This window comes from Streptacidiphilus sp. EB129 (assembly GCF_041262645.1).
Classification (GTDB): domain Bacteria; phylum Actinomycetota; class Actinomycetes; order Streptomycetales; family Streptomycetaceae; genus Streptacidiphilus.
This window is the reverse complement of the sequence record NZ_JBGCCS010000003.1, coordinates 62,340-77,569: the sequence shown is the minus strand read 5'-3', so window position 1 is coordinate 77,569 and position 15,230 is coordinate 62,340. Positions and strand designations below refer to the sequence as shown.

The 15,230-nt window shown below is 72.9% G+C and carries 11 protein-coding genes; 1 reads left to right on the top strand and 10 read right to left on the bottom strand.

Features of this window, described 5'->3' with window-relative positions:
* Nucleotides 1-27 precede the first annotated feature (27 nt).
* The 7 genes from cobT to ABH925_RS04510 form a co-directional block, all read right to left on the bottom strand.
* Nucleotides 28-3,864 carry a nicotinate-nucleotide--dimethylbenzimidazole phosphoribosyltransferase gene (gene cobT, locus ABH925_RS04540; RefSeq protein WP_370145504.1) on the bottom strand — a complete coding sequence of 1,279 codons (3,837 nt, stop codon included), beginning with the start codon at nt 3,862-3,864 and terminating at the stop codon, nt 28-30.
* Between the two features lie 330 nt (nt 3,865-4,194).
* Nucleotides 4,195-5,475 (bottom strand): precorrin-6y C5,15-methyltransferase (decarboxylating) subunit CbiE, encoded by a 1,281-nt coding sequence (gene cbiE, locus ABH925_RS04535; protein WP_370145503.1) that lies wholly within the window; start codon nt 5,473-5,475, stop codon nt 4,195-4,197.
* A 146-nt stretch (nt 5,476-5,621) separates the two neighbouring features.
* Complete coding sequence (locus ABH925_RS04530; protein WP_370145502.1) at nt 5,622-6,251, bottom strand: GNAT family N-acetyltransferase; 630 nt, start codon at nt 6,249-6,251, stop codon at nt 5,622-5,624.
* 134 nt (nt 6,252-6,385) lie between these two features.
* Complete coding sequence (locus ABH925_RS04525; RefSeq protein ID WP_370145501.1) at nt 6,386-7,216, bottom strand: MetQ/NlpA family ABC transporter substrate-binding protein; 831 nt, start codon at nt 7,214-7,216, stop codon at nt 6,386-6,388.
* A gap of 83 nt (nt 7,217-7,299) precedes the next feature.
* Nucleotides 7,300-7,965 carry a methionine ABC transporter permease gene (locus tag ABH925_RS04520; RefSeq protein ID WP_370145500.1) on the bottom strand — a complete coding sequence of 222 codons (666 nt, stop codon included), beginning with the start codon at nt 7,963-7,965 and terminating at the stop codon, nt 7,300-7,302.
* Nucleotides 7,962-9,083: a methionine ABC transporter ATP-binding protein gene (locus ABH925_RS04515; protein ID WP_370145499.1), complete on the bottom strand. Its 1,122-nt coding sequence runs from the start codon at nt 9,081-9,083 to the stop codon at nt 7,962-7,964. The genes ABH925_RS04520 and ABH925_RS04515 overlap by 4 nt, the downstream gene beginning before the upstream one ends.
* A gap of 365 nt (nt 9,084-9,448) precedes the next feature.
* Nucleotides 9,449-9,949: a GNAT family N-acetyltransferase gene (locus ABH925_RS04510; RefSeq protein ID WP_370145498.1), complete on the bottom strand. Its 501-nt coding sequence runs from the start codon at nt 9,947-9,949 to the stop codon at nt 9,449-9,451.
* A gap of 250 nt (nt 9,950-10,199) precedes the next feature.
* Between ABH925_RS04510 and ABH925_RS04505 the strand changes: the two genes are divergently transcribed.
* Nucleotides 10,200-11,714, top strand: coding sequence for an FAD-dependent monooxygenase (locus ABH925_RS04505; RefSeq protein WP_370145497.1), 1,515 nt, complete (start codon nt 10,200-10,202; stop codon nt 11,712-11,714).
* On the opposite strand, the gene ABH925_RS04500 is transcribed toward ABH925_RS04505, so the two are convergent.
* The 3 genes from ABH925_RS04500 to ABH925_RS04490 form a co-directional block, all read right to left on the bottom strand.
* A complete protein-coding gene (locus tag ABH925_RS04500; RefSeq protein WP_370145496.1) occupies nt 11,680-12,252 on the bottom strand; it encodes a sigma-70 family RNA polymerase sigma factor in 573 nt (190 codons plus the stop codon). The two genes, ABH925_RS04505 and ABH925_RS04500, sit on opposite strands and share 35 nt — an antisense overlap.
* A gap of 314 nt (nt 12,253-12,566) precedes the next feature.
* Complete coding sequence (gene argH / locus ABH925_RS04495) at nt 12,567-13,988, bottom strand: argininosuccinate lyase (RefSeq protein WP_370145495.1); 1,422 nt, start codon at nt 13,986-13,988, stop codon at nt 12,567-12,569.
* 7 nt (nt 13,989-13,995) lie between these two features.
* Nucleotides 13,996-15,189, bottom strand: coding sequence for an argininosuccinate synthase (locus ABH925_RS04490; RefSeq protein WP_370145493.1), 1,194 nt, complete (start codon nt 15,187-15,189; stop codon nt 13,996-13,998).
* Nucleotides 15,190-15,230 lie beyond the last annotated feature (41 nt).

Genomic DNA, 15,230 nt, shown 5'->3' with positions numbered 1-15,230 from the left:
GCTGCTGCGGGTCGGTGGTGCGTCGCGTCAGTGCTTCTCGGTGACGCCGGCCGAGTCGAACGTCGCCACGTCGTGCATCGCCCGCGCGGCGGACTGCACCAGCGGCAGTGCCAGCAGGGCGCCGGTGCCCTCGCCGAGACGCAGGTCCAGGTCGATCAGCGGCCGCAGCCCCAGCTTCGCCAGTGCCGCCTTGTGGCCCGGCTCGGCCGAGCGGTGCCCGGCGATGCACGCGGCCAGCACCTCGGGGGCGATGGCCTTGGCGACCAGCGCGGCCGCGCCGGCGATCACGCCGTCCAGGATGACCGGGGTACGCAGGCTCGCCGCGCCCAGCAGGAACCCGGCGATGGCCGCGTGCTCCAGACCGCCGACCGCCGCGAGCACACCGATCGGGTCGGTGGTGTCCGGGCGGTGCAGGTCCAGCGCCTGGCGGATCACCGCGATCTTGCGGGCGTGCGTCTCGTCGTCGATGCCGGTGCCGCGACCGGTCACCACGGACGGGTCCTCACCGGTGAAGACGCAGATCAGCGCGGCCGCGGCAGTGGTGTTGGCGATGCCCATGTCGCCGGTGATCAGCGCCTTGTTGCCGGCGGCGACCAGGTCACGAGCGGTCTCGATGCCCACCTCGACGGCGCGCAGCGCCTCCTCGCGGGTCATCGCCGGACCCTGGGTCATGTCGGCAGTCCCGGCGCGGACCTTGCGCGGCAGCAGGCCGGTGGTGCGTCCGGAGTCGACGGCCGGGGGCAGCTCCGAGGCGACGCCCACGTCCACCACGCAGACCTCGGCGCCGAGCTGGGTCGCGAAGGCGTTGACGACCGCGCCCCCGGCCAGGAAGTTGGCCACCATCTGCGCGGTGACCTCCTGCGGCCAGTGGGTGACCCCCTGGGCGTGCACGCCGTGGTCCCCGGCGAACACCGCCACGCAGGCGGGTTCCGGCACCGGCGGCGGGCACTTCCGGGAGAGACCGCACAGCTGTGCGGAGATTATCTCCAGCATCCCGAGCGAGCCGGCCGGCTTGGTCATCCGCTTCTGCCGGTCCCAGGCCTCGCCGAGCGCCTTGGCGTCCAGCGGGCGGATCCCGCGCAGCGTCTCCTGGAGCACGCTGTGCGGCTCCTCGCCGGGCAGCGCGCGGCGGCCGTAGGTCTCCTCGTGGACCACCCAGGACAGCGGGCGCTTCTTGGCCCAGCCGGCCTGCGCCAGCTCGGGCTCGGCCGGGAACTCGTTGACGTAGCCGACGCAGAGGTAGGCGACCACGTCCAGGTGCTCGGGCAGGCCGAGCTCGGTGACCATCTCCCGCTCGTCGAAGAAGCTGACCCAGCCGACGCCGAGGCCCTCGGCGCGGGCGGCGAGCCACAGGTTCTCCACCGCGAGCGCGGCCGAGTACGGGGCCATCTGCGGCTGGGTGTGGCGGCCCAGGGTGTGCCGTCCGCCACGGGTGCGGTCGGCGGTGACGACGATGTTGACCGGCGTCTCCAGGATCGCCTCGATCTTCAGTTCCTTGAACTGCTTGGCCCGGCCCTTGGGCAGCGACTCGGCGTAGGCGTCCCGCTGACGCTCCGCCAGCTCGTGCATCCGGGCCCGGGTCTTCGCGGAGCGGATCACCACGAAGTCCCAGGGCTGGGAGTAGCCGACGCTGGGCGCGGTGTGGGCCGCCTCCAGCACCCGGATCAGCACCTCGTGCGGGATCGGGTCGGGGCGGAAGCCGTTGCGGATGTCGCGGCGCTCGCGCATGACGCGGTGGACCGCGTCGCGCATCTCGTCGTCGTACGCCGGGGCGGCGGTGCCCTCCATGGGCGGGATCTCGGCGCTCTCCACGCTGTCCACACCCTCCGGGCCGGACTCGGCGGCGGGCGCGGCAGGACCGTCGGAGGCGGCGGTCTCGGCTGCGGGCAGCGGGGTCTGCGCCGGGGTGGGTTCCTCGGCCGTGGGCGCGCCGGGCTCGGCCGGGACTGCTGCTTCCAGGGGCTGCGACTCGACGGGCTCGGCCGGGAGCTGCTCGGCCGGGCCGGTCTCCGCCGCGACCGGCTCACCCTCGGTGACCTGGACCGCGATCGGCGCAGCTGCCTCGGCGAGGGGCTCCGCGACGGCCTCGGCCGGCGTCTCGGCAGGCGTCCGAGCGGGGGCTTCGACCGGGGCCTGGGCCTCGGCGGAGGCCGGGCTCTGCGGGTCGGAAAGCTGCGGCTCGGAAAGCAGCGGGTCGGAAAGCAGCGAGTCGGAGGGCTGCGGCTCGGCCGGCTGGACCTGATGGGGGACGGACCCGGTCACTATCGCCGGGGTCTCGGTGCTGTCGGACTGCGTGCTGGGCTGGATCACAGGGAGGGCTTCCGCTTCCGGCTCGGGTGCAAGTGCCGTGGGCGGCAGGGGGGTGACGACGGGGTCGGTGAGCAGACCGGTCCCGAGGGCGGTGGTCTCCGCCTCCTGGGCGACCGGCTGCTCCACCGGGACGGGCTGCGGGGGCTCGGGCTGCTGCGGTTCCACCAGCTGCGGCTCGGGCTGCGAAGCTTCGGGCTGCGAAGCTTCGGGCTGGGGGGTTTCGGGCTGCGAGGGCTCGGGCTGCTGCAACGGCTGCGGCTGCTCCGGCTCGACCGGGACCGCGAAGACCGGGGTGTGAGGTGCCATGAACGCGGCGATGCGACTCGAACCGGCGTCAGGCAGGGTGCTCTGCGCGGGGATCGCCACCTCGGGCTGAATCGCGACGGCGAGCGGCTCGGATGCCGTCGGCGGCTGCTCCGACGGCTGCTGCGGCTGCTCCGAAGTCAGCGGCTCCGGCTGCTGCAGCTGCTCCGAGGACAGCGGCTCGGCCGACTGCGGCATCTCGGACGGCTGTTCCACCGCCGGTACCAGGTCCGGGACCGACGCTGCGGCGGGCTCGACGAACACCGGACCGGCTGTCGCCTCGACGGGGGCCGCGACCACCTCGACGGCCGGCTGTGCGGCGTTGCCGCCGAGGGTGCTCTCCGGCGACGGCATCTGCACCGGGACGGACGCGACCGGCGCCGACGGCGCCTCGGTCGACGGCGCCTCAGCCGACAGCACGGCAGGGGCTGCGGCAGTGGCGGACAGGTCCAGGTACTCCGGGTCGGCTTGCGGCTGCGGCGCCACCGCCGTCGTCACCGTGCCGTGCGGCGGGGTCGAGGGGGCGTAGACGGTGAACGGGGAGTCGTTGTTCGAGGAGGGACCGCGATCCGCGAGCGAGCGCACCGGCACCTGGCCCGTCATCAGCGACGGGTCGGGGATGGGCGGACCGGCGTGCAGCGGTCGGCGCGGGGCCGCGACGGCGGGCTGCGGCGCCTCGGGTGCCGGTGCCATCGCGGACATCGGCGGCTGCAGCGGAGGCCAGGACGGCTCCACCGGCACGCCGGCCGGCTCCGCCTGGACCGGCTGGGTGGGCTCAGCGGGCTCGGAGGACAGGGAGGGACCGGCCTGCGACAGCGGCTGGCTGAGCATCACCGTCCGGTCCTGCATCGGCTCCTGCGACGGGACCTGCCCCATCGCCATCTGCTGCTGCGCGGCGAGGGGCTGCGGGGCAAGCGGCTGGGCGGCGAGCGGCACCTCGCGTCCGAAGGACGGCGTGGCCGACTCGCTCCAGGACCCCTGCGGGCCGGGCATCAGCAGCTCGTCCTCGTCGTCGTCCATGCCGTCGGGCAGGTCGAGGAAGGTGTACGGGGGGCGCAGCGGCTCCCCCGCGGCGACGGCGGAGTGGGCGCCCAGGTCGTTGCCCCCCGAGGAGGGGTCCGCGCCGAAGGGGTCGCGCGCGGGCTGCTCCCCGCCCGGGGCGTGCGCTCCGTTCGGGGACTGCTGCGCGCCGTCGGCGGCGAGCGGCAGCTCGGTCAGCCCCCCTGCCGGGACGTGGCCGGTATCGCTCATGTCACTAGCTCCTTCCAGGGCCGCGTGGCGTCCTTGGCGGCGCGATCACAGACCGCAGCACCCATCTGTTTCCGGTCCTCGCCTCGCTGCGACGAACCGGCAGGCACCGGTCTGCTCCTCAACAACAACGACTGAACCCGGGCAATCGGCACGATCGCCCGGGACATACCGGCATTCTCCCGTTCCGCCCGGCCCAGGGGCGCACCCGCACGCCGACTCGACGTGTGGTCTGCGCCACGTTCGGCAGCTGTCCCAACAGCTGTCTCGACCACTGGACGGCCGGTCCGTGAGAACCAGGCGTCAGCCTACCGGCCACCACCGACACAGCCGTCAGCGGTCGCCCCAGAGGACCACCGCCGGGGTCGCCGGGCCGAGCGAATGCCCGCTCTGGCCCGGCATGTTGACCAGCGGCGATGCCTGCAGCAGCGCCCCGTCGACGGAGTAGCCGACCTCGGTGAAGGCCCGGCGTGCCTCCTCCACCTCCCGCAGGCCGCGGGGCAGCACGACGATCCGCTCCGGGCGGCGGCCCAGGCAGGCGCGCAGGATCTCCGCGCCGCCGCGCACCAGCACCACGTCCGGCTCGGGCAGGTCGGCGAGCACGGCCGGGGCGGTGCCCTGCACCGTCTGCAGTTCCACGCCGTGGCGACGGGCGCTGACGTCCAGCCGGGCACAGGCGTCGCCGTCGCGGTCCACGGCGATCACGGCGGCGCCGCCGCGGGCCGCGTCGAGGGAGACCGAGCCGCGGCCGGCGCCCACGTCCCAGAGCAGGTCCCCGGGTCTGGCACCGAGCCGGGCCAGCACCAGTGCCCGTACCGCGGCCGGGAGTTCGTCCGGCTCCTGAGACGCCACAGCCGGCGACGCCCCGGCTTGAGAGACTCCGGTTTGAGAGGCTCCAGCCTGTGACCCTCCGGCCGGGGACGGCTCGGCGGCCCAGCCGCGCCCGGGGCCGGGGTAGTCCAGCGGACGTCCGGCGATCCAGCCCGACGGCGGTACCGGACCGCGTGCGCTGCCGCCGCCGAGCACCAGCACCACGTTGGGGTCCCGCCACAGGTGGTCCGGGACCCGGTCCGAGGTGAGCATCGAGATGTCCTCGTCCGGGGTGCCCATCGCCTCGCAGATGACGAAGGTGCGGTGCACGTCACGCAGCATCAGCGCGAGCTCGGAGGGACCGGCCCCGGGAGAGGTCAGCACGGCGACCTTGGGGTGCGCACGACAGACGTTGACTGCCCGTCGCAGCCCGCGGCCGTGGGTGCTGACCACCTGGGCGTCGTCCCAGGGCATCCCGGCGCGGGCGAAGGCCGCGGCGACCGAGGAGACCGCCGGCAGCACCTCCAGCTCCAGCCCGTACTCCGGGCGGCGCAGGGTGCGCACCACCCCGAAGAACCCGGGGTCGCCCTCGGCCACCACGACGGCGGTGCCGCGGTGGTCGGCGACCCGCCGGGCGACGAGTTCGACGCTGCCGAGCGCCATCCGGTCGGCGCCGGCCGGGATGGTGAGGTTCTGCAGCTGGTAGCTGCCGCCGGCGACCAGCGTCGCCGCGTCCAGGGCTGCCTGCGCTGTCTGCGAGAGCGGTGATCCGTCCCAGCCGATCACCGTGACCCGGTCGGCCATCGAGGCTGCTCCCCCTCATGCTCATGCGCTGTCGACATGGCTGATGCTGTGACTGGTGCCGCTGCTCCTGCCGCGACCGGCGCCGTGAACTCGTACGGACGCGCGGTCGGGGTGATCGACGGCACCAGGCGAGAGTAGCCGTTCCGTCACCAGTTCGGGTCGGTCCAGTTGGGGTCGGGGGCGTCCGGGGAGTGGCCGTCGAGCCCGTCGAGGTCCTCGGGCAGCAGGCTCCAGAGGATGAGGTCGCTGCGGGACCGGCCGGGCTGCTCGCCGTCGCGGGTGATCCAGGCGTTGCGGAGCACGCCCTCGCTGATACAGCCGATCTTCTGGGCGACCTGCTGGGCCGCGGAGTTACCGGCTGCCGTGCGCAGCTCAAGACGCTCGAACCGCTGGTCCTCGAACAGCCAGTGTGCGACGCCGAGCAGCGATTCGGCGGCGTAGCCCTCGCCGCGCGCCCAGGGGGCGGTGACGACGGTGGCCTCGGTGGCCCGCAGCCGCCAGTCGGTGCCGCGCAGCCGGACGCTGCCGACCAGCCGCTGGGTGAGGAACTCGTGGACCGCGAGCACGATGCCGCGGCCCTGGGTGCGCACGGCGGGGGCGCCCAGCGAGACCCAGTGCCGGGCGTCCTCGACGGTGTAGCAGGGCGGGACGGTGGTCCAGATCCGGACCAGCTCGTCGCTCATCATGTCGGCGAGCGCGGGGACGTCCTCCGGTTCGAACGCGCGCAGCACCAGCCTGTCGGTGCTGATCGAGATCTCGGGAAAACTGGACGTCATCACCACGGCTCCTGGTCTGTCGCCGCTCCGCTGCGGGGCTGCTGGAACGATCATGCGGCAGGAGGGGGGCTCCCGTCACCCCTTGGGTCCGGCGCGCCGGAACCGAGGGGTGACGGGAGGTCAGCTGCGGCGGGTCAGAAGGCCGGCAGCACCGAGCCGTGGAAGGTGCTCTCGATGTACTGCCTCACCTGCGGGGAGTGCAGCAGTGCGGCGAGCTTGAGCACGCGCGGGTCGTTCTGCTCCCCGTTCTTCACCGCCAGGATGTTGGCGTAGGGGTTGCCGGCCGCCTTCTCCAGCAGCAGCGCGTCGGCGGCGGGCTTGAGCCCGGCGTCCAGCGCGTAGTTGCCGTTGATGACCGCCGCGTCGACGTCGTCGAGCGAACGCGGCAGCTGCGCGGCGTCGAGTTCCTTCCACTGCAGGTGCCTGGGGTTGGCCGTGACGTCGGCCGGGGTGGCGCTGGTGCCGGCCCCGCTCCTCAGGGTGATCAGGCCGTTGTCGGCCAGCAGCTTCAGGGCGCGGCCCTCGTTGGTGGCGTCGTTGGGCAGCGCCACGGTCGCGCCGTCGGCGAGCGCCGCCGCGGACTTGACCTTGTGGGAGTAGAGGCCGAGCGGCTCCAGGTGGACCGTCTCGACCGAGACCAGGTCGGTGCCGTGGGTCTTGTTGAAGTCGGTGAGGTACGGCACGTGCTGGAAGTAGTTGGCGTCGGCCGAACCGTCCTGCACGGCGGTGTTGGGGGTGACGTAGTCGGTGACGACCTTCACGTCCAGCTTGAGCCCGGCCTTGGCCGCGAGGTTCTTCTCGATGTACTCGAGGATCTGCGCGTGCGGGGTGGGGCTGGCGACGACGACCAGGGGCTGGTCCGCCCTGGCGGCGCTGCTGCCGCTGCCAGACGAGCCGCAGGCGGCGAGGGTGAGGCCCAGGGCGCCGGTGACGAGAACGGTGGTGACCTTCAGGGAAGTACGCACGAAAAGTGCCCTTTCTTGCTTTCGATCTCTTGCGGTAATGAGGTGGTGCGGTAATGAGGTGGTGGGGTAATGAGGTGGTGGGGTCAGCCGGCCCGGCGGTGGTCCAGGCGGCGGGCGACCAGGTCGCCGAGCAGTTGGATCACCGTGACCAGGACGATCAGTTCGACCGCGATGACGACCATGAAGCCGGTCTCGAAGCGCATGTAGCCGTAGTTGACGGCCAGCGTGCCGAGCCCGCCGCCGCCGACCGTGCCGGCCATCGCCGAGTAGCCGATCAGTGCGATCACGGTCGTGGTCAGCGCGGACACCAGGGTCGGCAGCGCCTCGGGCAGCAGCGCCTTGCGCACCACCGTCCAGGTGGAGCCGCCCATCGCCCGGACCGCCTCGACCAGCCCGCCGTCCACCTCGCGGACGGCGCTCTCGACCAGCCGGGCGAAGAACGGGATCGCGCCGACGGCCAGCGGCACGGTGGCGGCCTGCCAGCCGAGGGTGGTGCCGACGACCCAGCGGGTGAACGGGATGATGGCCACCATCAAGATGACGAACGGCAGCGACCGGCCCACGTTGACGACCGCGCCGATCAGCTTGTTCACGGCCTGGTTGCGCAGCGGGCCGTCCCGGCCGGTGAGCACCAGCAGCACGCCGAGCGGGAGCCCGGCCAGCACGGTGACCAGGGCGGCGAGGCCGACCATCCAGAGCGTCTCCTGGGTGGCCTGCTGCAGCAGCGGCTGCATGTCCTGCCAGGTCATGCCGCCACCTCCGCCTCGGTGCGTGCGTCAGCGTCAGCTGTGCCGGCGTCAGCGGCCGGGCCGCCGGTACCGCCGACCTCGACCTGCAGGCCCTGCTCGCGCAGGAAGCCGATGGGCACCACGTTCTCCTCGTAGGTTCCGGGCAGGCCCACCCGCATCCGGCCGACCTGGCGTCCGCCGATGGTCTCCACGGCCGCGCCGAGGATGGTGATGTCGACGTTGTAGGTGCGCGCGAGATGCGAGATGACCGGCTGCGCGGTGGCGTCGCCGTGGAAGGTGATCTCCAGCACGGTCCCCACGGCGGCAGCTTCTCCGGCGGCGGCTTCTCCGGCGGCGGCTTCTCCGGCGGCGGACGGCTCCGGGGCGGCGCCCAGCGGGAACAGCTCGCGGGCGAGCCGGGAGCCGGGGGCGGCCAGCAGCTCGCCCAGGGTGCCGGACTCCACGATCCGGCCGCCGCGCATCAGCGCCGCCGAGTCGCAGACCGACTTGATCACCTCCATCTCATGGGTGATCAGCAGCACGGTCAGGCCCAGCCGCCGGTTCAGGTCGCGCAGCAGGGTCAGCACCGAGCGGGTGGTCTCCGGGTCGAGTGCCGAGGTCGCCTCGTCGCAGAGCAGCACCTTGGGGTCGCCGGCCAGCGCGCGGGCGATGCCGACGCGCTGCTTCTGGCCGCCGGACAGCTGTGCCGGGTAGGCACCGGCCTTGTCGCCCAGGCCCACCAGTTCCAGCAGCTCGGCGGCACGGCGGGCCCGGGCGCGCCGGTCCAGGCCGCTGATCTCCAGCGGCAGTTCGACGTTCTCCCGCACGGTCCGCCGGCCCAGCAGGTTGAAGTGCTGGAAGACCAAGCCGATGGCGCTCCGGGCCTCGCGCAGCTCGCGGTTGGCACGGTCGCCGCGCGAGGCCAGCGCGGTGAGGTCGCGGCCGTCGACGGTGACGGTGCCGGAGCTGGGCCGCTCCAGCAGGTTCACGCAGCGGATGAGGGTGCTCTTGCCCGCTCCGCTGGTGCCGACGACGCCGTACACCTCGCCCTCGCGGACGTGCAGGTCGACGCCGTCCAGAGCGGCCGTCTCCCGGCCGTGGGAGCGGTAGACCTTGGTCAGGTCAGTGGTGGTGATCACAGGGAGGTCCGTGGGTCTGGCGCGCACGGCGAAAGGGCCCGGCGCGGGATGGACAGATCAGGGGGTGCGAGAAGGTGCGGGAGGCACTCGTACGCCGCCGGAACGCGCGCTACAGGGATCAGCGGCGGTACGGGAACGGCGGGGTACGCGTGGCGGGGCTCAGGCCCTCAGCAGCAGGCGCACATTCGACACATACGCAGACAGCGACCACCGGCCGGCATGGCGCCGGTCGGGAGCATGGTCGTGTGCGTGGTCATGGGGACAAGTAAAACAGAAGGTACGGAGATCACCCAAACGGACATGTCGCCCCGGCCGAAGCGGCCGGGGCGACACGGTGTTCAGAGAGGGAGCCGGCGGAGGAACGGTCAGGCGGTGGCCGCGAGCTGCGGCACCGGCTTCTCCATGGCGACGAAGCTGAGCCGGCCGGACACCTCCTCAACCTCCGTCTGCCGGTAGCCCAGCCGCTGGTAGAGGCGCAGATTGCCGATGCTGCGGTGCCCGGTGAACAGCCGGTAGGCCCGTACCGGCTGGTCGCCGGCCGCCAGCGTCTGCTCCATCGCGCGCACCAGGCGGGTGCCGAGCCCATGGCGCTGCATCCGGGGGTGCACGCAGAGGCGGCCTATGCGCCCCACGCCGTCGGCGTCCATCCAGCCGCGGACGCTGCCGACGACTTCGTCACCCAGTCGGGCGACCAGCACATGACGCTCCTTCAACTCGGTCCGAAGACTGTCCAGAGTCTGGGTCAGTGGCTCGATGCCCCAGTCCCCGTACAGCTCGGCCTCGCTCTGGTAGCAGAGGAACTGGAGTTTCAGGATCCGCTCGGCGTCGTCCTCGGTGGCGATCGAGGTGGTCACGCTCATGCCCATGCGCGCTTTCCTCCCTTTCTGTGTACTCCGGCCGCGAGGATGAGGGGATGCGGACCGGATTGCCCTGACCGGAGGTGGGTCGGCCCCGACGGCGACAGCCGACCGGACCGGGCGTACGTTTCACTGCCCATTACCCATTCGTTCCCCACTTCCAACCTTCGATTCAGCGGCATAGTGGAGACCGCAGGGTTCGATCTTCATGCTCGATCATCACTCATCCGGACGAGGGCACCGACCTTGGGGGACCCATATGACAGCCGACCCGACAGTCGCGCAAGCCGACGTCCTCGTCGTCGGTGCCGGACCGACCGGTCTGCTGCTCGCCGGGGACCTCGCCGCGGCAGGGCTGAAAGTCACCCTGCTGGAGCAACGCGCCGAGGAGTCGAACCTCACCCGGGCGTTCGCCGTGCACGCCCGCAGCCTGGAGCAGCTGGACGCGCGTGATCTCGCCGACGAGCTGATCGCCACCGGCACCGCGCTGGGCTCGCTGCAGATCTTCGGCAGGCTCACGGTGGACCTGTCGACGCTGCCGTCCCGCTTCCCGTTCGTGCTGATCACCCCGCAGTCCAACACCGAGCGGCTGCTGGAGCGCCGGGCGCTGGCGGCCGGGGTGGTCCTGGTGCGCGGTGCCCGGGTGGTCGGGCTGCGCCAGGACTCCGAGGGCGTGGAACTGGACGCCGAGCCCCGGGGCGCCGATCCGGTCCCCGGCACGGACCCGGCCCCGGTGCGCTACCGCGCCCGCTACGCGGTGGGCGCGGACGGGGTCCGCAGCACCGTCCGCGAGCTGCTCGGGATCGCCTTCCCCGGCCAGGCCGTGGTCAACTCGGTGATGCTGGCCGACGTCCGCCTGGAGCACGCCCCGGACGAGCTGCTCTCGGTCGGGGCCAACGAGCAGGGCTTCGCCTTCGTGGCCCCGTTCGGCGACGGCTGGTACCGGGTGGTGGCCTGGGACCGGGACCGGCAGCTGCCCGACGGCGCGCCGGTGGAACTGGCCGAGGTCCGGTCGCTGGCCGGGCGGGTGCTGGGCGACGACTACGGCATGCACGACGCCCGCTGGCTGTCCCGGTTCCACAGCGACGAGCGGCAGGCGCCGTCCTACCGCGAGGGACGGGTGTTCCTGGCCGGGGACGCCGCGCACTGCCACTCCCCGGCCGGTGGCCAGGGCCTGAACACCGGCCTCCAGGACGCGGCGAACCTGAGCTGGAAGCTGGCCGCCGCCGTCCAGGGCTGGGCGCCGCCCGGGCTGCTGGACAGCTACCAGACCGAACGTCACCCGGTCGGCCGTAGGGTGCTGCGCACCTCGGGCGGGCTGATCCGGGTCGCCCTGGCGCAGACCACCACCACCCGGGTGCTGCGCGGAGCCGTCTCCGCGCTGGCCGACCGGCTCACACCGCTGGCCCGGCGCGGCGGACGGGCCGTCTCCGGCATCGACGTCTCCTACGCGGCGCACGCCCCCAGGGGCGCGCACCCGCTGACCGGGCGCCGGATCCCGGACCTCAGGCTCGCCACGCCGAGGGAGCACGACCCGGCCCGCCTGCACGAGGCGCTCAGGGGCGGCACCTTCGTGCTGGTGGGCGCGAACCCGGAGCGTGGCGCGAAGTGGGCCGGGGCGGGCCGGCTGACCTGCGTGGTCCCGGCCGGCGGGCTCGGCACCACGGTGCTGGTGCGCCCCGACGGCTACGCGGCCTGGGCCGCGGAACACCCCAGCCCGGAGGCCACCGCGATGGCGCTCAGGAGTCACCTCGGGGCGGTTCCGGCGCCGTGACCGGTCCGGCCCCCGGCAGCACGGCCGGCAGCACCACCGGCCGAAGCGACCCCGGATGCCAGTCCGGGCCCAGCGACCGGCGCAGGCAGTTCAGGCAGCGGGACCGGGTCGGCCCGATGCTGCCGCGCGGCATGCCCAGCTCCTCCACCAGCTCCTGGTAGCTGTACGGGGGCTGCGCCAGCAGCGCCGTCAGCAGGGCCGGGCAGCGCGCGGGCAGCCGGGCCACCATGGCGCGCAGCTCGGCGTCCCGCTCACCGGCCAGGGCCAGCTCCTCCGGCGACCCGCCGCAGGCCCGGGGCGGGGTCAGGCCGACCGGGTGCTCCGCACCGTGGACCGTCGAGAGGTCCCGGAACTCCTGCAGCGTCAGCGCCCGCAGCAGCGACACCGGATCGGACACCGGCGGCGCGGCGGCGGCGCGCAGCCAGACCTGCTGTTCCCAGTCCTCCCGGTCCTCCAGTGCGAGGCCGTGCGCCCGGGCGACGGCCTGCAGCAGGCCGAGGAAGAACTTCCGCAGCGTGGGATCGGCGGCTGACGGCATACGCGGCTCCGGGTGGCTCGGCGCGAATGGATCACCCCAGCAGACGTCCGCAGCTGCGCCGACCGATCCCGTCACCGGCCCGGACCACCCGCACGAGTGACCTCCCGACGACGCCGCGGGCATCCGGCCGCACCCCGCGCCCCGCCGCGCCGACGCCGTCGGTCGGCAGTCGCCCCGCCCAGCACCCGCCGGCACCGAATCGCGCGCCCCCGACCACCCGCCTCTGCAACACCTCCGGGCGCGGACCCCGCCCCCCGCAACGCCGGCGGCGCGGGCCCGGCGGTTCGCCGGTCCCGCGCCGTCGCCGGTCCGCACTACTTCCTCGCGGCGACCCACTCCTGCTGGACCGCCAGGTCGGCCTTGACCTCGGCCAGCTGCACCGCGACCGCGGACGGCGCGGTGCCGCCGCGTCCGTCGCGCGAGGCGATCGCGCCGTGCACCGTGAGCACCTCGCGCACCTGCGGCGTCAACGAGGGGGAGATCTCCGCGAACTGCTCGTCCGTCAGATCCGACAGCTCCAGGCCGCGCGGCTCGCAGAACTTCACGCAGGCGCCGGCCACCTCGTGCGCGACCCGGAACGGGGTGCCCTGCTTGACCAGCCACTCGGCGATGTCGGTGGCGAGCGAGAACCCGGCCGGGGCCAGTTCCTCCAGCCGCTCCTCGTGCACGGTGAGGGTCGCCATCATCCCGGTGAACGCCGGCAGCAGCACCTCCAGCGTGTCGCAGGAGTCGAACACCGGCTCCTTGTCCTCCTGCAGGTCCCGGTTGTAGGCCAGCGGCAGCGCCTTGAGCGTCGCCAGCAGGCCGGTCAGGTTGCCGATCAGGCGTCCCGACTTGCCCCGCGCCAGCTCGGCGATGTCCGGGTTCTTCTTCTGCGGCATGATCGAGGAACCGGTGGAGAAGGCGTCGTGCAGCGTGATGAAGCCGAACTCCCTGGTGTTCCAGATGATCACCTCCTCCGCGATCCGGGAGAGGTTGACGCCGATCATCGCGGTGACGAAGGCGAACTCCGCGACATAGTCGCGGGAGGCGGTGCCGTCGATGGAGTTGGCCGCGGAGCCGCCCTCGAAGCCGAGTTCGGCGGCGACGAACTGCGGGTCCAGGCCCAGCGAGGAGCCGGCGAGGGCGCCCGAGCCGTAGGCCGACACGGCGGTACGGGTGTCCCACTGCCGCAGCCGCTCGGCGTCCCGGCCCAGGGCCTGGACGTGGGCCAGCACATGGTGCGCGAACAGCACCGGCTGGGCGTGCTGCAGGTGCGTCCGTCCGGGCATGGCCGTGTTCGGGTGCGCCTCGGCCAGGCCCACCAGGGCCTGCTGCAGGTCCAGGATCAGGCCGCCGATGATCCGGGCGTGGTCCCGGAGGAACATCCGTCCCAGGGTGGCGATCTGGTCGTTGCGCGAGCGCCCGGCGCGGAGCTTGCCGCCGAGGTCGGGCCCGATGCGCTCCAGCAGTCCGCGCTCCAGGGCGGAATGCACGTCCTCGTCGGCGACCGTACCGGTGAAGGCGCCTGACGCGACGTCGGCGAGCAGGACGGTCAGGCCGTCCAGCATCCGGACGAGCTCGCCGTCGGAGAGCAGCCCGGCCCGGTGCAGCACCGTGGCGTGGGCCCTGGACCCGGCGATGTCGTAGGGCGCGAGCCGCCAGTCGAAGTGCACCGAGGCGGACAGTGCCGCCAGTGCCTCGGAGGGGCCGTCGGCGAACCGCGCGCCCCACATCCGTACGTTGTCGTTGCTCATCGCCGCATCAGCCCAGGTCGCGCTTGGCCGCGATCTTCGAGGACATGCCGAAGATCTCGATGAAGCCCTTGGACAGCGACTGGTCGAAGGTGTCGCCGGTGTCGTAGGTGGCGAGGTTGAAGTCGTAGAGCGACTCGCTCGACTTGCGGCCGTTGACCACGGCGCGACCGCCGTGCAGGACCATCCGGATCTCGCCGGTGACATGCTGGTTGGCCTCGTTCACGAAGCCGTCCAGAGCCCGCTTGAGCGGGGAGAACCACAGGCCGTCGTAGACCAGTTCGGCCCAGCGCTGCTCCACCTGCCGCTTGTAGCGGGCGAGTTCGCGCTCGACGGTGACGTTCTCCAGCGCCTGGTGCGCGGTGATCAGCGCGATCGCGCCGGGGGCCTCGTAGATCTCCCGGGACTTGATGCCGACCAGCCGGTCCTCGACCATGTCCAGCCGGCCGATGCCCTGCGCACCGGCGCGCTTGTTGAGCTCCTCGATGGCCTGGAGCATCGTCACCTTGCGGCCGTCGATGGCGACCGGGACACCGGCCTCGAAGCTGATGACGACCTCGTCGGCCTCCCGCGCGGCGGCGGGGTCCTGGGTGTACTCGTAGACGTCCTCGATCGGGGCGTTCCAGATGTCCTCGAGGAAGCCGGTCTCCACCGCGCGGCCGAAGACGTTCTGGTCGATCGAGTAGGGGTTCTTCTTGGTGGTGACGATCGGGAGGTTCTTGGCCTCGGCGAAGGCGATCGCCTTGTCGCGGGTCATCGCGTAGTCGCGCACCGGCGCGATGCAGGTCAGGCCGGGGGCCAGCGAGTTGATGCCGACCTCGAAGCGGACCTGGTCGTTGCCCTTGCCGGTGCAGCCGTGGGCGACGGTGCCGGCGCCGTGCTTCTTCGCGGCGGCGACCAGGTGCTTGACGATGACCGGCCGCGAGAGCGCGGACACCAGCGGGTACTGGCCCTGGTAGAGCGCGTTGGCCTTGAGCGCCGGCAGGCAGTACTCGTCGGCGAACTCCTGCCGCGCGTCGGCGACCTCGGCCTCGACCGCACCGCAGTCCAGCGCCCGCTGGCGGATCGCGTCCAGGTCCTCGCCGCCCTGGCCGACGTCGACCGCGACGGCGATGACCTCGGCGCCGGTCTCCTCGGCGATCCAGCCGATGCAGACGGACGTGTCCAGACCGCCCGAGTAGGCGAGTACGACGCGCTCGGTCATGGCTATCTCCATTCAGGGTGCGTAGCAGTTCAGGGGCGCTG